Annotated in this window: 10 protein-coding genes and 1 riboswitch; all 10 genes read right to left on the bottom strand. The window is 46.6% G+C overall.

Features of this window, described 5'->3' with window-relative positions:
- Positions 1–58: 58 nt before the first annotated feature.
- The 10 genes from rhaA to ACE3K2_RS09315 all read right to left on the bottom strand — a co-directional run bounded on the left by rhaA (position 59) and on the right by ACE3K2_RS09315 (position 22156).
- On the bottom strand, positions 59–1330 hold the full coding sequence (gene rhaA / locus ACE3K2_RS09360; RefSeq protein ID WP_421889160.1) for an L-rhamnose isomerase: 1272 nt from the start codon (positions 1328–1330) through the stop codon (positions 59–61).
- Between the two features lie 19 nt (positions 1331–1349).
- Positions 1350–3419: a bifunctional aldolase/short-chain dehydrogenase gene (locus tag ACE3K2_RS09355; protein WP_421889158.1), complete on the bottom strand. Its 2070-nt coding sequence runs from the start codon at positions 3417–3419 to the stop codon at positions 1350–1352.
- 179 nt (positions 3420–3598) lie between these two features.
- On the bottom strand, positions 3599–4531 hold the full coding sequence (locus ACE3K2_RS09350; protein ID WP_421891120.1) for a glycoside hydrolase family 5 protein: 933 nt from the start codon (positions 4529–4531) through the stop codon (positions 3599–3601).
- A 382-nt stretch (positions 4532–4913) separates the two neighbouring features.
- Positions 4914–7250, bottom strand: a complete 2337-nt coding sequence (locus tag ACE3K2_RS09345; RefSeq protein WP_421889156.1) for a beta-galactosidase — start codon at positions 7248–7250, stop codon at positions 4914–4916.
- A gap of 58 nt (positions 7251–7308) precedes the next feature.
- The gene (locus tag ACE3K2_RS09340) at positions 7309–10656 is read right to left on the bottom strand and encodes a DUF5107 domain-containing protein (protein ID WP_421889154.1); all 3348 of its coding nucleotides are present in this window, start codon (positions 10654–10656) and stop codon (positions 7309–7311) included.
- A gap of 173 nt (positions 10657–10829) precedes the next feature.
- Positions 10830–11540 carry a trehalose operon repressor gene (treR, locus tag ACE3K2_RS09335; RefSeq protein ID WP_421889152.1) on the bottom strand — a complete coding sequence of 237 codons (711 nt, stop codon included), beginning with the start codon at positions 11538–11540 and terminating at the stop codon, positions 10830–10832.
- 126 nt (positions 11541–11666) lie between these two features.
- Positions 11667–19169, bottom strand: coding sequence for a fibronectin type III domain-containing protein (locus tag ACE3K2_RS09330; RefSeq protein ID WP_421889150.1), 7503 nt, complete (start codon positions 19167–19169; stop codon positions 11667–11669).
- A gap of 156 nt (positions 19170–19325) precedes the next feature.
- Positions 19326–20348: an SDR family oxidoreductase gene (locus ACE3K2_RS09325; RefSeq protein WP_421889148.1), complete on the bottom strand. Its 1023-nt coding sequence runs from the start codon at positions 20346–20348 to the stop codon at positions 19326–19328.
- A 97-nt stretch (positions 20349–20445) separates the two neighbouring features.
- Entirely contained in the window at positions 20446–20871 is a 426-nt protein-coding gene (locus tag ACE3K2_RS09320; protein ID WP_421889147.1) for a cupredoxin domain-containing protein, read from the bottom strand.
- A gap of 325 nt (positions 20872–21196) precedes the next feature.
- Positions 21197–22156: an EamA family transporter gene (locus ACE3K2_RS09315; protein WP_421889145.1), complete on the bottom strand. Its 960-nt coding sequence runs from the start codon at positions 22154–22156 to the stop codon at positions 21197–21199.
- A 107-nt stretch (positions 22157–22263) separates the two neighbouring features.
- A riboswitch (purine riboswitch) is annotated at positions 22264–22374 on the bottom strand.
- Positions 22375–22430: the final 56 nt, after the last annotated feature.

Below are 22430 nucleotides of genomic sequence, written 5' to 3'. Positions count from 1 at the left end.
TTATGCCAAAAAAACCACCACGGAATTTACATTCCGCAGTGGTTTATAAAATGTAACGTTACACCAAAGATTTATCACGTTGTAGCAATACATCTTGTTCATAGGTTTTGATATCGGTGATCCACTTTTCACGAACGGGAACGCCTTGCTGAGCACAATAGTAATCCCAGATTGCGCCAAACGGATAGGATTTGAACTCTTCCGTTAACGCGAGACGCAGGGTGTAATCTCCGTTCAACTCTGCTTGTTTCAGAGCATCCACCGGTTCCAGCATCGCACGCAGAAGGGCTTTGATCGTGTTGCGTGTACCCACAACCCAGGCAGCAACACGGTTAATGCTTGCATCAAAGAAATCCAGTCCAATATGTGTGGTCGCAAGCAGATCATGTCGAACCAGTTCACGCGCAATTTCCAGCAACTCATCGTCCATGATTACCACATGGTCACTGTCCCAGCGCATCGGGCGGCTTACGTGAAGCAAAATGCCGCTTGTAAACAAAGATAAGGACGACAGTTTATTGGAAATAACCTCTGTTGGATGAAAATGACCCGCATCCAGGCAGATTAACGTATCATTTTGCAAACCGTAACCCATATAGAATTCATGAGAACCCACCACATAAGCTTCCGAACCCAGACCAAACAGCTTGCTCTCTACCGCATCCAGGTTATGCTCCGGGTTTAGTGATTCGGCGAATACTTCGTCCAGCGATGCTTTGAGACGTTTGCGTGGTGTCAGCCGATCAACCGGATTATCCTTAAATCCGTCCGGTACCCATACATTGGTTACACAAGTCTGACCAAGCTGTTCCCCGAAGTAAGCACCAATCCGACGGGACGCCTTGCAGTGATCAATCCAGAACTTGCGAATCTCAGGGTCCGGATGACTGAGCGTGAACCCGTCACTTGATTTTTCATGGGAAAAACATGTTGGGTTGAAGTCCAGGCCGAGTCCTTGTTCTTTGGCCCATTTCACCCAGTTTTCATAATGCTTCGGCTCAATCTGATCCAGCTCGACCTGCTCTTCTGTATCCGTGTAAATCGCGTGCAGATTGACCTTATGTTTGCCGGGAATCAGAGCAAAAGCTTGCTCCAGATCGTTACGAAGTTCTGCTGGTGTGGTCGCAGCCCCCGGATATTGACCTGTAACGGAAATACCACCTGTTAACTCCCCATCTTTATTCAGAAAACCTTTGACATCATCGCCTTGCCAGCAGTGTACGGATACTTTGATCTCCGCGAGTTTGTTCAGCACCTTGTCCGTATCAATTCCGTGCTGCGCATACAATGCCTTGGCTGCTTCATACGCTTGCTTGACTTGGTTATCCATCCGCAAGAACCCTCCTATTTTAACGTGTAAATGCTGCCGGTACACCGCCATCAATCGTCATCATGCAACCGGTTGTTTTTTCGGATTTCGAAGATGCAAAGAATGCAATTCCTTCTGCAATATCTCTTGGATAGATATTCACGAGTAATGTCGTCCGTTTGCGATAATACTCTTCCAATTGGTCCGGTTCAATTCCATATGCCGCTGCACGTTCGTTTCTCCAGGAACCGTTCCAGATGGCTGAACCCTGTAGAATGGCATCCGGAAGAATGGTGTTGACACGAATGCCATACTCTCCACCTTCTGCTGCGATACAACGTGCCAGATGTGCTTCCAACGCTTTCGCTGAACTGTAAGCAGAAGCACTTTTACCTGCATACACCGAGTTCTTGGACCCGATAAATACCATGCTTCCCCCAATGCCCTGTTGTTTCATCAGTTTGAATGCTTCACGAGCCACGAGGAAATACCCTGTGCCCAGAACATTCATGTTCAGGTTCCATTCTTTCAGAGACGTTTCGTCAAATGGACTGGATGTCGCCAATCCTGCATTGTTCACGATGATATCCACTCCGCCGTATTGCACCGCAACATCAGCATACGCAGATTGAACGGCTTCCTCATCGGTCACGTCCATTTTCAGCGCATAAGCACGATTTGCACCGTATTGATCATTAATTTCCTGTGCTACCTTCTGTGCGCCTTCCAGATTGAGATCAGCGAGTACCACATGTGCGCCTTCGGATACCAATCTGCGCGCTGTTTCACTTCCGATCCCACCTGCGCCGCCTGTAATAAACGCCACTTTACGGGAGAATTCTGTTTCTGCCGGGGCCAGAGACAATTTGTACAGTTCCAGCGGCCAGTACTCCACATTGTAAGACTCGTTTGCACTGAGCGATACGAATTGACCGAGGCTCGTAGCTCCACGCATAACGGCAATGGCTCTGTGATATAACGCTCCGCTTACTTGGGAAAGCGCCCAGCTCTTGCCTGTGTTGATCATACCCACACCTGGAATGAGGATAACGCGTGGTGCCGCTTCGAACATGACATCACCTTCGTTTTTGTTGCTCTCAAAATACTGTTGATATTGCTCTTTGTAGGCAGCCACACCTTCAACCAGCTTGGCTTTTAAACCTTCAATATCTTCCGCATCCGGTGTCCAATCAATGAACAGAGGTACCACTTTGGTATGTACCAGATGATCCGGGCAAGCTGCACCCACCTGAGACAATTCCGCGGAATCTGCTCCGCCCACAAAAGCAAGTACGTCCTCTTGATCATCAAAGGACAAAATCATTTTTTTGCTATCCGATACCGCTCCACGAATTGTTGGCATCACACGTGATACGATCTGACGACGAACATCAGCGGCAAGTGCCGGGTGTTTCACCCCACCAAACAAACGTTCTTCGTTCACCCGTGCTTCAATGAAAGCTTCTGCTTCATTAATGATCTTGATTGTCTGAGCATAACATTCTTCGGATGTTTCACCCCAAGTCACAAGTCCGTGTTTTTCCATCAGTACAAGTTCCGCATTGGGATTCGAGAATACGCTTTCAGCTATCATTTTAGATAACGTAAACCCTGGACGTACGTAAGGCACCCATACAAAACGATCGCCGTAAATCTCTTTTGCCAATTCCTTGCCGTTATTGGCACAACACAGGCTGATAATCGCATCTGGATGAGTATGATCCACATGTTTATATGGAAGGAACGCATGCAGAAGAGTCTCGATGGAGGCGCGCGGGTGTTTGGCATCAATCATGCAATGTCCCAGATATTCAACCATCTCTTCATCCGACATCGATTCACGTTCAATTAATGGTCGAATGTCTTCGAGCCCAAGTCCGGTAAAATGTTTTGCTTCCATGGAACCCAGATCTGAGCCGCTGCCTTTCACATACATTACTTCTACATCACGACCACGAAAATCCTTTACTGTCGTTTTGGTAGATGTATTACCACCGTATATGTTACATACACTGCGATCAGAACCAATGAGATTAGATCGGTAAACCAACTGCTCAAGTCCTGTTGTTTTCTCAGATGCCTGCGATGCATTCCATAAACTCTGTACCATTTGTTTACCTCCGATAATGTTTGTTTTATTCCTAATCCGAGTTTAACATCTTTGTTTTATTTTGAAAACAAAATATTTTAAAACTAAACGGAAATAATCAAAAGGCATCACCGATTGAGGTATATTATTAAAAAAACACCCTGACGTGAACGTCAGAGTGTTCCTGTTTCATTGACGGATTAGAAAATCCCCGCTTTCTGGGAAGTGTTTTTAATACCATAGGTATCATTAACTACGGTGTTGCCAAAGCTCGTTAAGCTTCCGTTCGGACCTGTGGCCATGTCCAGATAGTCCAGACCTGAACTGTTTCCGTACCAAGACCAGGCAAGCCAGCCTACCCCTTTTTCCTGACCATATCTCATGATCGCATACTCGTCCACGTCACCATTGGTGTGGTATCCTCCGAATTCCCCAATGATCAGAGCCAATCCTTTGTTCAGCACATTCTCCATATTGGCTTTGACCGTTGCAGCATCTTTGCCAGCATACTCATACATATGAATGGAGAAGACGGTATTTTTCTGGGCATCTGCGGCAAATACACTTTGTCCATAATCCACAATGGATTGAGGGTACTGCCCCCATCCGGCTGCATCCACAATTAACGTATTTTTGATTCCTGCATTTCTTAGTTTAGGAATGGCTTTTTTGTAACCGTCAGCCCACGCGCTTCCATTCCACGTACCATACCATTCATTGGCGATGTTGACGATTACCCGATCTTCTTTGCCAATCAAAGCTTCCTTAATGCTAATCCAGTAGTTGACTGCCGCATCCAGTGAATTATAGTCATCTTTCCCTGTGGCGTCATGTACTTCGAGTACAGCAATCATTTTATTTTGGTTAACCACATTAATAATATTTTTAACAGCGTTCAGATCATCTTTGGTGTACAGGCTGCCATTCGAAAGAACTATACGTACTGTATTGGCACCTGTTTTGGCGATGGCAGGGATAGCGGTATTCAAATCATTCTTGAACCAGGAATGTCCGTGATTAACACCTCTCATGACAAAAGCCTTGCCTGTGGAATCGTATAACTTGTTTCCGCTTACATAAAATCCTGTGGCAGCAGATGCTTTGGGGGCTGCACTCCCCAATACCATGAACATGAGAGCAGCAATAACCGTGAAGATTGTACACTTTTTCAGATTAACCATTCGTTTGGAACCTCCTGAATTGGATTTTTTTTATTTCAATTAACCCTGCTCTAGGCAATAAGTTAACTAAAATCGTTGGTTATAGAAGTTTGGTAACAAACCAGTAAATAATAACCTTATTAAGTTTCGAAATTTAGTTTATATAAACCTTATCGATAAGGTTATGAATTCATGATAAATTGAAAACGCTTACTAAGCAAGTCTTTTTTACCATGATTAGGGATCTTTTCTTATTATACACATCAAAAAAAGGCTCTTTCCCCTCACAACTACTCGGAGAAAGAACCTTCTGTATTTTAAATGTTAGTTAACTCGTGTACTCTTGGAATTTTAATTAAATATCTTGCCTACCAGCTATGATCAAACCAACCCGGTACTGTGGCCTCACCCAAATCTCATTAAACTTCCCAATCTCCACACCCTCAAATCGCTCCACATAAGCCTGATTCACATAACTCTCAGTCGTTCCTCTTCGAATTGGGGTTATGGACAGACGAAGCGCGTGCTCGGCCAGCAAATGACGGGACTGTTTCAAACCAAGCATCCAGCTATGCCCATAGTGAATATGATCTGTTAACATCTGATGATGAATATGTGCTGCTGCAACATCTCCTTCATAATCAATCTCAACCCACACGTCATCTACCTGTTCCGGCCACGCGGTATCCAATCTCAATGTCGCTGCGTACGCTTTGGGATAATTAACCTCTACAGCAGGCTCGTAAGGCGAAACTTGGAATGTATACGTACCGAATACGCCTTGCTTCGCTTGGGATAACACAGCATATCTAGAAGCGGAAACATGCTCTGGAGCCGGATAAAAGGATACCTCGAACTCTGGTTGCTCCACGGATGTGCATATGAGCACCTCATTCTGTACATACATATGACTGCTGCTAATCACAAGTCTCTCTTCTTCACCCACTCGGAAACGGTAGGCATGCAATGCCTCTTCACGAGTCAATGTAATGATACGTATGACTTTACCGTCCGATGTTGTGATTCCCAGTTGATGGTCCTTGCCTGCAATCGGATGAATCACAACTTCATTACCCTGCTCCGATACTATACCCTCAGGCATATCCACGTTTGTAACAGACGATGTATCCATAACATACTCAGGCCTCATGCCGTCATGAGCATAAAAAACAGCCGTAAGCTCATTATTCACCACAAATCGAGTAAGTGGCTGAACGGTAGCACCAATGATTTTCAGTCCATCCAGATTCATATGGAAAGGCAAAATCGCCGCCATGCCGGATTTCAGCTGCATCGTGCCTTCTCTTGGATAAAAAGCAGTTCCGTTGCTGGTATGCAGTTCCAATTGTACGTCTCGATCAGGCAACGCCACATGATCCTGATAATTGTTCATGAACAGGAATCCCGAACCTTCTTGTTGACGAACAGACCAGCGCAGATCCATCTTGTTCTCCGGTGTTATCGCATGTTGATCTTCCGGTATAACACTGCCCATTGGTGCAAGCAGCTCACCGTAGGCTTCCAGGAACATGGACAAGGTTCGAATGCGGTCATACGATTCACCAATACGTCCAAATTCCCCCAGCGGGGCTTGGTAATCATACGTCATTTTCGGCAATGCCTGTTCGTTCATATATGATTTTTGCCCTACCGGATTGGTACCGCCATGATACATGTAGTACCCAACCAGATTGCTGCCATTCGCCAGCTTCACAATGGTCATCGCTTCAACACTGTCCGCATCTACAACTGGACGAGCATGATAACTGACCTGCATGCCGCCAGCAAGTTCGCAATACGCAGCTGGGTACTCCTGACTGGCATAATCCACCTCTTCAACAGGATTCAGATGCAGATCCCGGAATAAATACTCTCGGCTTGGAGGCTGATTAGGAATCCAGGGTGTGTACGCATACCCCGCGAGCATGGGTAAAGTTCCTTCTTCAGGCACCGCAGCATTACCCCAGGCCGTGGCAGTATAGAACATGGGGTACATACCGACTTCTTCGGCAATACGGCGCAGCATCTTCAGATGGTCACGCCCGTCCCGGCCGGAGGAAATGTACTTGTCACGTGTATAACCCCAGGCATCCATGGGTGCCCCAGCGTGCATATACTCATTTTCCAACTGTACAGCTATTATGGGGCCTCCCTCCTGATAAAAACAGCCGTTAAGCTGGCGTGCAATCTCACGATATAATCGCTTGGCGTAATACAGATACCCTTCATCATTCGATCTCACTTCGAATGGGTAACTGAATAACCAATCCGGCATCCCGCCATTACGAACTTCCCCATGACAGAATGGACCAATCCGCACGATCAGTGGCAGCTGATGTTTGCCGCACAGATCCACAAAATGCCGCAAGTTCAGGCTTCCTGACCAATTAAACTCGCCTTCCTGCTCCTCGTGAAAATTCCAGAAGACATAGGACGCGATGATATTCACCCCACCTGCCTTGATCTTCAGTAATTCTTCTTCCCACTGCAAGTATGCGAATCTGGAGAAATGAAATTCACCTACTACGGGAATATGGGGTTTACCATTACGGATCATATAATAGTTGGTAAAGTCATAAGACTCCCCTCTTGGATTCTTGCCCCCACTGCCAGTCATGCCACCCGCACGAATCTCTTTATCTTCTGCATCCAGTATGAAACGAATCTGACTTCCTGTTATGCTATCGTTCATGGATTGTATAACTCCTTCGGTATAGATGGGATATGGTTGAAACCATTACGGTTATCAATTAACGATGGATGATTGCCCCTTGATGATTGGGGTTCTTCTCCAGAACCCGCTCCAATTCAAGTTTGGCTTCACTTGTCCGACCAAGGCCAAGAAGACCCAGTGCCCGCATGTATTGGCAGTGTTCTTCATTACGCTGATTGAGATCGTCGTCAAATACCAGGAAATCGGGCAGAGATACCGCAAAATAATCCATTCGGATGTGATCATGCATATGTCTTTCGGCATAGTCAATACATTTATTGAACCGCCTGTTGGCTTCCTTTACATTGCCAAGCTTCTGCCAGGCCAGACCCTGATAATAGATGGATTCCGGAGGTTGATCATTATAAAACATCGCGCTTGCCGGTTCGTTCAAACCGATGGATGCTCTGTGGAAATTCTCCTCTGCCGCCTGATCATTCTTCAGTTGCTGGTAGGCACAACCAAGATAAAAATAAACGGGATTATCTCCGGCTCCCTCTAGTTTACCTTCACCTAAGTTCTCCGGATAAACCAGCGCCTGCTGCAACAGCTCCAATGCTAGTTCAGGTTGTTGATTCTCCAGATTTTGCTTCGCCAGTTCCGTCAGTGCGGTAACATATTGTCCTGTAACCTTGCCTTCTCCGCCCTCCCAGGGATGAAACCGCCGTGCCTGAAGCGCATCCCATGCTTCCTGATGACTACCTTGCATATTCAATAAAGTCACCCACTCGATGTACAGATCATCACGGTGTTGTACCAGCTCCATATGTTGTTCCAGCAGTTTGATTCGACGCTCGCAAGAATACCCTATCTTCTTATGCAATTGGTCCAACTCGTAGAAGATTCGGGCATCCCGTGAATCCAACCGGAAAGCTTCCTCTAATGAAGCCAGTGCAAGATCAGGGCGATTCAGCTTGTTATAATAAGCCAGTCCCAGATTCCGATGTACAGTCGGATATCCAGCATTCACCTCACGCGAAGTTTCCCAATGGGTGATTGCTTCCTCATAGCGTTTATGATCATACAACCAATTTCCCAGGTAATAGTGAGCACGCCCATCTTTCGAATCCACTGCCAATGCATCCTGAAGCACCATGAATTCAAATAGCGTATTAGGAAAGCAATAATCCGTTGGAGCAGCTTTCCCCTGCTTTTGACATTCCCCGGCCTGCTTCACGTCCCCCAGTTGACGATGCACGTAGGCTTGAGCATAACCAACCATAGGATACGGCTGTGAATTTTTGGATTCAACATACGAGAGTACCGTTATTGCTTCTTCCCATAACCCACAATCCGCGTAATCTGCAGCTAGGTGTAGATAATTATGAACGTCTCCTCGCATCAGACGATGGAAATGCTCACGGGTTTGGTCAGCTTGTTCTTTATCTAGCGGTGAAGTAGTTCTGTTATAGATCAGGACTAATTCATGTGCGGCTCCAAATTCAACGGGGTCCAGTTCCAACGTTTCAACCGCATATTGAATGGCCCTCTCATGCTGACCCAATCTGCGTAACAAAGCCACCTTCAGATGCCGGGCCTTGTAGTTTCTACTGTTACGGATCAACGAACGTTCGATATGATCCAGCGCTTCCATCTCCCGATGTAACGCCGTATCGATCTGAGCAAGCATATAATAACCCGTATCCTGATACTGTGCAGACCATACGGCTTTATACAGTGCTGCGTAGGCTTCTTCCTGTTTCCCCTGTAGTTTCAAACTCAGACCTAGCTGATAAAATGCTTCACTGTCATATGGATTCGTATTTTTCCACGTTAGCGATTGTACGGCCTGTCTGAAATGCTTCTCAGCATCTTGAAACAATCCTCTACGCAGCAGCAATGTGCCATACGCAATATTTAGACGAATATCCGTTGCATCACGCGTCAAACCTTCCAGATAATAAGGTTCCGGTTCATACGTGGCATGCCGATATTGCTCCAAATGAAGACCAGCCAGATATAGTTGTTCATTCGTACGAATCTCGGATGGTAGCGGGAGTGGTTGGGCCGGGTCTGGAACTTCCTGAATCTCGCTACGTTCAGGTTGATAGGCCACAAGTACTTTTCCTTCCGCAGTTCGAACACTTAACTTCAATTGATGCCATTCATCTTGGGCGCTCCACGGAAATGAAGACTTATAGAGTTGCGTAGGTGAGATATTGCATGTCTCATGGAGATATACTGCGGATGGTCCTATCACTTCAACGGTCACTTGTTCAAAAACCGACGTAGCATATACCATCACGTTTACCGCTCCGGTCGCTCCAGTCGCTTCAGCCATTTCCAGATTAACCGCTGCATCAATCGTTGCATTTTTGACCATACCAATACCTTTATACGGCATAAAATACTGCGAAAATGATTTGGCTTCATAGGGCTGTAACCACGTAAAATCAGGCTGATTATCGGTATAGATCCCGGTCATTAATTCAATATAAGGTCCATCCTCGTCCGTTAACTGGCGATCCCAGGCTTGCCCGAATTCCCCGTTCCCCCAGGTCCATTGCTTCTTGCCCGGAGAAATATGATGATTGGCTACATGCAACAAACCTGCCTGAACCCCGTGATCATAACCCCCTACAAAATTATAACCCGACTTATACGCCATATAGGAAGTTGGAACCGGTATGTTTTTGTATCGCGAGATATCCACACCTTCGGAATAGTCCATCTTGTAATAGGTGCCGGTTGCGATGGGAAAGCGGGATACGTCCCGTTTTCCGTGGTCCAGCACAGCCGTTACATCAGGTGGAAACACCGATTGCGTATGATCGTTGACGGCTACAGCCGGGTTCGCCCACCATAAAAAAGTTTGTGGTGCGTTGGTGCGATTGTATACTTCGGCATGGATTTCAAGATAGGCTTTGCCAGGATGTAATGTGAAGCCAGCGGTCATTTTGGTACCATACATGCGATCAATCTCACCCACCCATACGGTAGCGCTTCCATCTTCATTACTGCCAAATGTATAGTCGACTGGACCAAACGTGTTGGGCCGATGATGCTGTGGCCAGTTGAATTCAATTCCTCCGGAAATCCATGGCCCTGCCAGACCTACTAGTGCAGGTTTAATCACGCGGTTATAATATACAAAATCATAGTCGTTAGTAAGATCCAGCGCACGATATATCCGTCCACCCAGTTCGGGCATCATCTCGATACGCACATAATCATTTTCAAGAATAATTAATCGATACAACTTCATCTTTGCTTCATCTTCAATGCTGTCGATCACGGGATGCGGGTACACTTTACCCGAACTTCCCTGGTAGATTCTCTTTTCAAGAAACATTGGATTTTGATCCGGTTTACCTGTACCATAGGTTGGAATATCTCTGGTTTCTTCCCATATGCGAACATTTGATGTCGCTGTCACGTGATTCAATTCGCTCACTCCTCAGCCTCGTATATATTGTGATCATACGCTCCGACATGCAGGAAGAACATTGACATTAAGCGGTTCTTGATGGACAATCTTCGGATTCCCTCATAACGAAAGAGAGTACCGATCCACTCAATAAAGCAGTGAAAGGTACTCTCTGATCGATCTTGATTAACTTATCTTCGGCGTGCAAAATCCACAAATCTGAACTTGTCCGGTCGATGCCTCGACTCCGTATACTGAAATTGACTGGCATCCTCCAGATACACCTGGCTCCTCACCACAACCACATTATGGAACCCTTCAAGGTCAAGTAATTCCCTGTCCTCAGCGGTGGGTTCTTCCACCAGAATCTCCTTTTTGGCAAACGAAATGGAAAGTCCCAGCTCTTGCTCAATATACTCATAGATGGAATCATTACAGATTGCTTTGCTGAGCCCAGGAACAAGCCGCTGGCTAATGTAATCTTTGTCCAGTATGACATGCTCTCCATCCACTTTGCGCACACGTCTGATTTCCCAGACCTGTTCATTCAGACCAAAGTTGATTTTTTTGTGCAACGCCTGATCGACCTGTTTCTCCTCAAAAACCTTCACATACGTTTGAGCACGATGTCCCATTTTTTTGGCTAATTCCTTGAAGCTAACCAGACCTGAGATGGGAAAATCGATCTTGCGTATGTCCAGTACAATCGAGCCCTTGCCTTGAATCTTCTGAATATAACCTTCTTCGTACAGCATTTTCAATGCTTTGCGAATGGTCTCTCGGGACGTTTGATAACTTTCCGATAAATCCAGTTCCGATTGAAGCAGCGTCCCTGCCTCAATCTCTCCGGTCCGAATACGATTTGCAATATCTTCATATATCCGGATAAATTTATTATTCATTATTCATCACCATTGTTCATTACCCTTTTTTATCATATTGGCAACCATTATAGCATTAAAAACCAATCAAGCGGTAATGTCGTTACTGCCGATGATTACAGTATCACATGTAAGAATCAATTCAATCTAGATATGACGATCGAACGCTGACGCTTTCTCCACTTGATCTGTACGGTTCTCATCCATGACTTGCATCAGCTTATTTAAGCGGAAGATCAGCGCTGCAGCTTCGGATCTGCTTAAATGCTGCTTGGGACGGAAGCTGCCGTCTTCATATCCGGTAATCATGTACCAACCTGCAAGTTCCTGCACTTCTTCTTTGGCCCAATCGGATACATCAGTCTGGTCGGTAAATGCTTTTGGGGAAGTCAGCGGTTCCGGTCTGATTTTACGGACAACATTTGCTATGATCTTGGATGCCTGTTCACGTGTTACCAGCGCATGTGGAGCGAATTTCCCGTTCCCCATACCTTGAACCATCTCGTGATGAACGGCTGCCTTAATCTCAGGAGCGAACCAATCCTCGTCATTCACATCCTGGAATCCATGCTGTTCATTGACCGTTGTGTCCACACCCATCAGACGCACGATTAGTGCGGTAAACTCTGCACGTGTGATCGGGCGACGTGGTTCAAAGCGTGTTTCACTTACACCTTGAATGATATTTTGTTCCGCCAGCCAGGTAATCTGATCTTTATTGAATGTTTGGCTGATATCGATAAATTTGATATTTTTTTTCGCAGGTAGATCAGGTTCCTTAGACGGTTCTGGTTGTGAACTCACCTCATCGGCTTGTTCCGATGTACCGTTTGGACTCGGGGTTGCACTGCCACCGCTCCAAGCGGAGGGTGGATACGGAAAAGTCATGGCTGCGGCCTGCTTGCTTTCACTTTTTTCACCTGCTGAATTCTCCGTCCATACAACCACCTCATAATGCTGCTCGGCATTCAGTCCTGTCCATACAAAACTGCGCTGCGTGCCACGGTAGATCTCCCGATCTTTATGGGTAATCACAATCACTTCATTTATTGATTCCAGTTCCCAAGTCAACTTAATCGTACTTGTGCCTTGCGCTATGGCTGCTACTGTCAGTTCCTCGGAAGGTAGCGTCTCAAATTCCGGTACTTCAAGCGCCTCACCATCCCCTGCCTCGTTAAATGGAATAATGATGAAGTCAGGATAAAGCTCTGCACTGTTCAAATCAGACACATGTATGGATGTCTCCATGGTCGTTCCCACAAGCTCTTCATTTCGATAGACTCGATAACCCGCAGCACCAGGAATCAGTTCCCATACAATGTCTACACCATACATCGAACGGCCCTCTATTACAGGAGGGGAAGCAGCAATACCGGGCAAAGTCATGGCATGAAGGTAATAACCACCATCACTACTACCCGAGACATTCATGGTCTTGACTGTATAGATATAGTTCACGCCCGGTTCAAGTCCCTTGTCGTCATAGAACAGTTCGTCTGCAGGAACACGAGCAACCTCCACACCGTCACGCTCAATGATGAACTGCTCGGCACCTTCCACCCGGCTCTGCTCCAATAGAAGACGAATGTGATCCTTCGCAGATTGATACTCCACGTTGACAGGCGCTGCTGGCTTGGTCAGTACAGTATACGCCAGCTTCTCCGATGCATCTCCCTGATCATTCTCTGTGTAGATCTCAATCTCGTACTGCTTGCCGGCATCCAGTTGATCAACTATAAATTCTTTTTGTGTGCCACGGTATACTTCTGTACCATCCAGCAATACAACGAAAGCTTCGTTTCCATAAGGGAATTCCCATTCCAGTTTGGCATGATCTGTCTCGGGGTATATCTTCATTTCCAGTGAATCCACATGAGGCAAGGTGTAAAAAGGAGTCACGGTCACTGGGCTTCCTGAACCAGCTGTATTATAAGGAATGATCTGTACCTGATCATATCGGGTTGCACTCTCCAGATGAGTTAATTTCACCTCTGTGATATCCCCCTCTTCTATAGTGGTGAACATCTGATCTCCGATACGTATCATATATCCCTCCGCCCCTTGTACCTTAGGCCAAGAGATCAATCCCTCCTTTTCCCCAATCATGCTTGCATGTAAAGGTTCATTAATGGTTGCGGGCAACGTACGCAAGTGAACTTCGAAACCGGAATCACTCTCACCCGTTACGTTGGAAGTTTTAATGGTATACGTATAATACTCTCCGGGTATCAGTCCGTGATCTTCAAATGAAGTTTGATCAGTTGGGATGTTAGCAACTTCAACGCCATCCCGTATAATGATGAATTTCTCTGCTCCACGTGTGGCGCTTCCAGTCAGGTTCAGTACCGCTGTCTGATCAGTAATGTGTGTTATACCTGCCGTCTGAGGTGATATAGGTTTCGTTAAAACCTGAATCTGAATAGACTCTGACCGATGACCATCTTCGTTAATCACAACAAGTTCGAATTCATACGCTGTGCCATCCAGCATGCCATTGAGATGTACAGACGGTTCAGATACGCTCTGTACATCTCCCGTTACCCGATTGCGAATCTCATATGCAACAGCTCCCTGAACAACATCCCAAGCCAGATCGACCTGATGTGTTCCTGTTTTCACTGTGATATCTTCTGCAACCAATGGCAACGTTTGAGTCATTATACTGAATGTAAGCGGCGCACTCGTTCCACTCACATTGACTGCCCGAATCACATACGTGTATTTCGTTCCTGGCGACAGACCCTTGTCCACGAATTGCTTTTCACTTGAATCCATCTGAGCGATCTCTCTTCCATCCCGTTCAATGACGTAATGATCTGCTCCTTGGACACCTGTGTTGCTGAAATCCAGACCCAGGCTGTCTTTTGCTACATCATATACGGCAACCTTAACGGGTTTCTCAGGCAAAGTCAGCAGGGATACATCCGTCACTTCAGAACGTGTCCCCTGTCTGTTGACCGCCAATAGTTGATAGTCATGCCACGTCCCATCCTGTAGACCGGTAATCGTTGCTTCATTCTCGATGCCCCTATAGATCTCCTTGCCATTCTGCTCAATCACATATTCAGCGGCACCTTCCACCTCAGACCAGGAAACTTTTGCCCGATGTACTCCTGGATCAACAAGTACCTCCGCAGGCGACTCAGGCTTGGACAATTGGATGAGCTGCGCTGTCCCACCTGAACCAGAAGTATTCGCAGCCTGAACTTCCAACGTGTACTCTATCCCTGGCAACAATCCCTCCGCAGTGTAGGTCAGTTCTGATGTTCTGCCTACTTCTGTTCCATTGATATTCACAATATAAAGATTCGCCGTTTCTACAGCTTGCCACGCGAGTCCCATGCTTGTTTCACCCGTCCATGTGACATTCAGTCCTTCCGGCCTGCTGGGTAGCGTAAGAATCGTACTCCTGGTGGATGCACCGTACCCGGCAGCATTGCCTGCCTGTACTTCATAGGTATACTCACGACTGCTTGACAGATGATGAACGACGAGTTGTGTATCTGAAATCTCATGGCTCTGTCCATCAATAAGCACCCGATATTTCGTTGCCCCATTTACAGGTTCCCAGCGCAAGATCGCTCCCTGTTCAGTTACTTGAACGACATGAAGTCCCGAGGGGCTCTCCGGCAGCGTTGTTCCTGATACCGTACTGCGCATTCCCTGTCCACTTCCATTCACTGCTTGTACATCCAGCTGATACGAGGTTCCCGAACTCAGTCCCCCAAAAACCCATTCTTGAGTTCCGGCAGGAACCGTTCCCTTCTTCTCTCCATTCAACCATAACTCATAGTGATCGGCTCCTCGTACCGCTTCCCAATTCAGATGAAGGCTTGCTGTGGAAGCATCTGATACCTGTAAGCCGGACACCTGCCCAGGTAAAGTCTTGAGCAAAGGTAATTCTACCAACGGTCCTGGTCCTGTCTTATTTCCGGCAATTAATGCATAGCTGTATTCCGTTCCGCTATCCAGACCCGTGTCCAGATACTCCGTCTGCTCTCCTTCATATATGGCTGTTCCATCGCGTGAAAGACTGTAATACGTTGCAGAAGTCACTGTCTCCCATTTTAACGAAATATCATACTCCTGAATTTCAACAGCCATAAACTCCCCGGGCATTGCCGGCAGTGTGAGGAATCCGGTTCTACTGCTGCCACCGGCTCCACTTTCATTCATTGCCGTTACCGAGATGTTATGAATGGTTCCTGGAACGAGGTTGCTGACATAGGGTAGGTTACCAGGGTCAGATACCGTCTGATCAAACACGGTGACCCCGTCCGAAGTTGCAGCAATGATGCGGTACGCATCTGCTCCCCGTACTGAATCAAACTGAATTTCGGCCAAATCGGGCTGCGAATCTACTTTCCGAACATGTAACGTTCCGGGAGCTGCCGGGATCGTTAATACTTGAGCGTTTACTGCATCACTTACTCCGGTATGATTTCTCACTCTAACTTCATATTCATAGACATGGCCTCCGCTGAGCGAGTGATCAATTATACTGTGGTTCGGATAATCGAGTATCCATGACTGTCCTGTCGTTGTATTCGTTATCTCATACTGATATCCATCGGTGTACCTTTCCCCCGTTGGCAAATCCACTGTAAGTTCAGCTGATGTCTCACTGATCTGGGACATTCTCACATGGCTCGGTTGCTCAGGCTTGCGTTGAATATGGTAAGTTGATGAAGTTGTCTCATATGTATTACCTGCTCTGTCCATGACTTTCGCATGGATGTACCATATGCCTTCCGAATCGATGGCTATTTTATGTTCGTCAGATCGAGCTTCAAGCCAATGATCCGGTGATTCTGGGCTGTTCGTAACTTGATAGAATCGTTCCAGTTCCTGAATTCCCGAGTGGGCATCGGCATACTGAATCACAGTGGACATATCCGTGTCCGTCCAGTCATGTCCGTTAGGTGCAAATGTAATGGTTGGCGCCATCTGATCCACATAGGCGATTTGACTGACTTCCTTGCTCACGTTGCCAACGCTATCCCGTGCTCTAGCCCGAATGGTGGTAGCGCCGTTTGTACTAACTGTACCTGTATTTCCTGTCATATACGGGGCATCATTCATGCTGTATTCATAGGATATCGCTCGTTCATCCACACTACCATCGATCGTAAATTGCACATGTTCTTTACTCCATCCAGCAGAACTTAAACGAATTACAGGCTCGGTTGGCGCTGTCGTGTCAATTCGCACCGTAGCCTGAGCGAGAGTGCTTATATTGCCTACACGGTCAAGTGAGCGTGCATATACGATCGTTTCCCCCTCATCGGTAACCTTCACTTCGCCCGTGTAATCGATCCAGGGACCTTCTTCGCTCAGTCGATATTGGCTCTTGGCAAGCCCGCTGCCTGCATCTTCACCACTGTTTATTGCAAAAGTTACATCCTGATTCGTCCAATTCTCTTCACTTAGTGTAATCGTTGGTTGCTCAGGCCCAGTCTTGTCGATTCTGGCTGTTGCCGAAGTGGAAGCACTGACATTGGACGCCTGATCTACACTTCGTGCATAAATCTCCGTTATTCCTTCTTCACTGAGTGTAAGAGGGGTCCTGTAGTCGATCCATTCTCCCTCGCTTCCCAGCTTATACTGTGTCAGACCAATGCCACTTGCTGCGTCCGTACCTTCCGTTAATGTCACAATTACTGCTGCTTTTGTCCATTCGGGCGGATTCAACGAGATAACAGGTGGCGTTGGTGCCGTCCGGTCTACCCTGGCTGTCACAGCCGTTTCCTGTCCTGTATTACCAAACGCATCAATACTGCGTGCCATAAGCGTTGTGTTGCCTTCGCTACTTACGGTAAACGGAGCACTGTATTCACGCCATTCTCCTGCCGGACCGATTTTAACTTCCGTCTTTTGAGTTCCGCTCAAGGTATCCTTTCCCTCTTCAACCGTAACGAGTACATCTTCCTTGGTCCATGAGGATGGAGTGAGTGTAACAGAAGGAGCAGTTGGACCCGTTGTATCTTTCATCATCTCTCCAGCGGATATAAATGGGGTCTGTACCCCTTCTCCATTCAATGCCGCCACAAACACTTCGTATTTTCCGTCCGCAAGTCCGGTCAGAGCAAACTCTGTACGTGTCGAAGTTGTTGTTCCCGTTGCGAGGACTTGCCCGCCTGGATTGCGTATTTCCGTTTTATATTGGGTGCCTGCAGGATTGCCATTATTACTCCAGCTCGCTGTAACGGAGTTGCCTGATTGTGTCACTGCCGCAGCAGCGGGTGGATTGGCAAGTGTATACTTGGAAGCTGGACTGGTGTAACCGGTATAGGAACCACTTGCATTTTTGGCCCGTACGGCAAAAGAATAACTGGTATTCGGTGTGAGTCCAGTCACCTGCCGACTGTTTGATGTCCCTGTGTCCACGATCTGATTCGTCGTCATGTTCTTCAATTCATACGTAACGGATGCATCATTCGCCTTCTTATCCCAATTCACCGTCAAGTTATTAGAATTAACCAATGTGTATGTCGGCGTTCCAGGCACAACAAAACTTCTTACCGTAAAGTTAACGGTTCCTGCTGAGGACACCCCTCCTTTGTCATCCATGACCCATACTTGCAATGTGTGTGTACCATCTGGCAGGGTGTCAGGCAATGTGTAATTCGTATTGAAAGACTGATTGGAACCCGTTGCGGTTATCTGGGTCAGAATATTCTCAGCCCCGCCATCAATGGACCATTTCACGGTCAACAGGTCACCGACATCCGTATCTCGCGTTGTACCAGAGATCTGAAGTTGCTCGCCTTTGTAATAGGTTTGACCCGACGAGGGGGCTGTTAAGGTAAATGAAGGTGGAGCATTTTTGGGGCCAATCCCCACAATGGTTGAAAATTTGCGTGAAGCCTGATTCGCTGTTGACTTGGCATCCCACCAAAATTGTGCAGCTGTATCACTCGCTGTAACGGTCTGGCCTGGAGTGAACGCTGAAGGTGAAGACCCTCCCGTGAGTTGGGCGCTGTCTGGACTACTGTACTGGCCCATATATATGCGATCTGCATTCACTACGTTGTACGTAGTGGCATAAAAAGCTGTGACCTGAACACCGCCGCTGTAGTTACGCCATCCATTCTCGATGACTTCAAACGGAGAAGCATCATTGCCATTCACCATCGTATCCCAATAAAATGTTCCACCCAAATTCAGTGCCGCTCCGCTACGGTTGATGGCCTCAAGCTCAACCTTCATGTACCCGCCTTGTGAGGTAGCATTAACGATAGATACACGCAAAATATATTCCACATTGTCCTTTTGCCTGGACATTTCAATTACATTATTGTTGATTCGGTAATAATTCAGCGGCAATGTTCTGAAGTTCACGGGAGATCCGTTATGGTCAATAATGGTGGATACATTCCCTGTATCGCCACCGTAAAATACATTTGTGTTTGGTAGCAATACAATTCTGTATTTACCATCACTGTTCATCTCCACTTTCACCTTGGAGGACTGTACAGCCTTCATGCTCGACGTATCGGATACAATCCCGATCGTTTCAACCGTTTCAGCCATTACCGTGGTTGCGCCCCAATCAAGCAACAGGGCTTGAGGTGATAATAATGCAAATGCCAGTACCACTTTGGTTAGCTGTTCCGCTTGTTTCTTCACACGTTTTCCTGATTTCTTCAACGTCTACTCTCCTTTTTGGCACACAAAAAAAGGGAGGCACCCCAACAAAGGAACGATGTCCTAAGTTGGGGTGCCTCCCCTAACAAGTGTCATTTTTTCTTGATTATAACGATTCAGCGCATGAATGTAAACACTTGATCATGATCGCCTTACTTCTCATTTCTCATCTCTGATCTTTAATAACGCTTCGTCCAATGCGCCAACGACCTTGTCACACCAACCATCAAATTCCGGATCTTCGGTCTGTAATTCAGGATGCGCCAGAATATGCTCAATCGTACTTCGAATGCCCTGATCAGCTCTTGTCGTTGCTACAAATTCCGGAACAAGCCGCTTCAGCTTACTGTTGTCAAACACAACGGTATTGGCTTTGTCCCCAAGCAAACCACCGCGGAGATCCTGGTCACTGCATGCTGCCAAGAACTCCGAGGGTACATGTACCGCATGAAGCTTAACGCCCAACACGCCGGCAATAATCTCATGAATCTGATTCCAGGTGACGGATTCGTCCGAGGTGATATGTACTGATTCACCAATGGCATGGATATTACCCATAAGCCCGATAAACCCTTTGGCAAAATCAGTATTGTGCGTAATGGTCCACAGTGAGGTACCATCTCCATGGATGATAACGGGTTTGCCTTCACGTATGCGCTTGAGAACCTGCCAGCTGCCTTGAGCACCATGAACACCGAGAGGTACCGATTTGTCGCCATACGTATGGCTCGGACGCACAATGGTCACTGGGAATCCGTGCTCGCGGTATTGTTTCATCAGATAGTCTTCACAGGCAATCTTGTTGCGAGAATACTCCCAGTATGGATTTGATAAAGGCGTACCTTCCGTGATCCGGTAATCAGCCAGGGGAGTCTGATACGCTGATGCTGAACTTATAAATATAAACTGCTTTGTTTTATCCTTGAACAAACGGTAATCTCTCTCCAGTTGAGATGGTACAAAAGCGATAAAATCTGCCACAACATCAAATTCCAGATCAGCTATCAGTTCGGCTACACGTGGCTCGTCATTAATGTCTGCTTGAAGTACGTTGACTTCCTTAGGTAAGTCATGGTTATGATTGCCTCGATTAATCAGATACAGTTCACAGCCTTGCCGTGCAAGCATCTCCGTAATGGCCGTACTGATGGTGCCTGTCCCTCCAATAAATAGCGCTTTCATTTTCGCCACCTCCTGATCGATTTTACCCACTTTCCCATGATATCACGCACCCAAAAAAGGAGCAAAGCTCGGTGACCCGAAACCTCGCTCCTTCTGCTTATACAACCTTAATCGTTGCATATATCATATACATGCCGCAGTGGATCTCGTATTCTCCCTTTGGCAGATCTTTGTCAACCGTATAATAATTAGGTCCCTTTTGCATGTATAGATCCATGCCAAGCTTTTGTGATCCGACTGATTTGACATGTGTCACCGACCGGGTCAGAATAAAGTTGATTTTGGTCGGCACACCAGCTTTCACCTCGATAACGTCTGGTCCAAAACCATCGTTACTTACATCCACATCAATGACTTCATATCCCTTCAAATCCTCCGGTGTCTCAGCTTGTGCAGTTACCGCACTTCCCGATCCCGGGGATAAGTCTTTGCCCATAAAATAAACCAAAAATGATCCAAACAGTACAACAACGGTCAGGCCCAGCGTTAACCAAGGCCATGTTTTTCCAAACCAGCTTTTCATATAAACACTCCTCATTCGATGTCCCATCAATAATCAATCAACAGACGCATGTACTTCCTAAGCATACCTGATTCGCATGACAATGAAAATGACCCCTCTGGGCTATTAAGGGGAAAATCCGGGGATAGCGTATGCTTCCGATGCAGCTTTCTTTCAGAAAGCTTTTAGGCGCAAGCTCCGCTTCTTCAGGTCCTTTCTGTCCTCTCCGTTTCGTGTAAATGTTTAGTTCAATTTATATAGAATATTTAAATAAAAAAAGCCTGATTTCTCAGGCTTATCTACGGGTATTCCCGTTCACGCTCTGCAATATCCCTTTTCGTCTGGATCAGGAATAGATTGGTTTACTTCCGCTACGAATTCGTCTCATCCGTAATTTATACAACTCTGGCAGGGCAACACCGATGAGTACAATGATCACCCCGAACCATTGCAATCCGCTGACATGCTCATGAAGCACGATGGAGGATAACAGAACTGCAATTGGAAGCTCTACTGCACCCAGAATTCCAGCCATGTCTCCACCAATATGCGGAACGCCGATAGCGAACAATACCGGTGGAATGAATGCCCCGAAGAATCCAAGCAACAATCCAAACACGAGCAACTGGCTCCAGATCAATCCGTTAAAGAGGAATGTCGGTGGGAACAAAATGCACAGCAGGATCAATCCGCCTGTAACCATCCACGCACTTCGGAAGGCCGGATGTGCCGAAGGAACAGCTTTTCCGCTGAACATTACAAACAGAGAATAACTTACGGCTGCCATTAGTCCAAGAGCAATACCCAGACCGCTGAACTCACCTAGCCCCTGTTCCAGGAAACCCGCTGCCAGCAAGGTTCCGCCAAACAGAATGATCAACGTCAGAAACGTGACTTTGTCTGGACGTTGACGTTTGCTTATCGCCTGAATCAGTACACTGATCCATGTGAACTGGAACAGCAGGATAATGGCAAGTGAAGCCGGAATGTAACGCAAAGACTGATAATACACAAGACCTGTAATTACGGTTGGTGTTCCCGCAGCCATTAATAGCAGACGTTGTTTCCACGTCAGCCGCTTGAATACCTGTGCCACGGCTCCTGATGATTTGCCATGTGCCTGTGACTTGCGTTTTGATCTAAATCTTGTGTATAGCGCCAGCATCCAGGAAAGAAGAAAACCCGTGATCAGCTGTGTTCCCACAACCTCTCCAAGTTTATATCCTTCGCCATACGCCAGAACCACAATCGTGGATAATATGCCATAACTCATCGCTCCCGCGAGAACGGACAGATAATATTTCATTTGTGAATAAACCTCCTGATGATAAAAAAAATACGCCCGCATGTTGGTTCATGCCAAGGTCACAGACACCATCTAAATGCAAAAAATCCTAACTACGAGCAAGGAATACATGGATTCCTTGGCATCGTAGTTAGGAAGTATAGGCTTCCCGTAGAGACCCTCGCCCTGTGTACACTTTCGGCCTGCGAGGTTATACGAAATGATATATGCAATTTGATGTAATTCGTGTGTGACGACTTTTCATATATTACATGGGAGGTGAGATGCTGTCAAC

Source organism: Paenibacillus sp. (assembly GCF_048976745.1).
Taxonomy (GTDB): Bacteria; Bacillota; Bacilli; order Paenibacillales; family Paenibacillaceae; genus Paenibacillus.
This window is presented reverse-complemented; position numbering and strand designations above follow the sequence as displayed.

Excerpts from the sequence above, each read along its gene's own strand:
- ACE3K2_RS09320 (WP_421889147.1), bottom strand. The coding sequence starts at position 20,871 with ATGAAAAGCTGGTTTGGAAAAACATGGCCTTGGTTAACGCTGGGCCTG.
- ACE3K2_RS09315 (WP_421889145.1), bottom strand. The coding sequence starts at position 22,156 with ATGAAATATTATCTGTCCGTTCTCGCGGGAGCGATGAGTTATGGCATA.
- ACE3K2_RS09355 (WP_421889158.1), bottom strand. The coding sequence starts at position 3,419 with ATGGTACAGAGTTTATGGAATGCATCGCAGGCATCTGAGAAAACAACA.
- treR (WP_421889152.1), bottom strand. The coding sequence starts at position 11,540 with ATGAATAATAAATTTATCCGGATATATGAAGATATTGCAAATCGTATT.
- ACE3K2_RS09350 (WP_421891120.1), bottom strand. The coding sequence starts at position 4,531 with ATGTTCATGGTATTGGGGAGTGCAGCCCCCAAAGCATCTGCTGCCACA.
- ACE3K2_RS09325 (WP_421889148.1), bottom strand. The coding sequence starts at position 20,348 with ATGAAAGCGCTATTTATTGGAGGGACAGGCACCATCAGTACGGCCATT.
- ACE3K2_RS09345 (WP_421889156.1), bottom strand. The coding sequence starts at position 7,250 with ATGAACGATAGCATAACAGGAAGTCAGATTCGTTTCATACTGGATGCA.
- rhaA (WP_421889160.1), bottom strand. The coding sequence starts at position 1,330 with ATGGATAACCAAGTCAAGCAAGCGTATGAAGCAGCCAAGGCATTGTAT.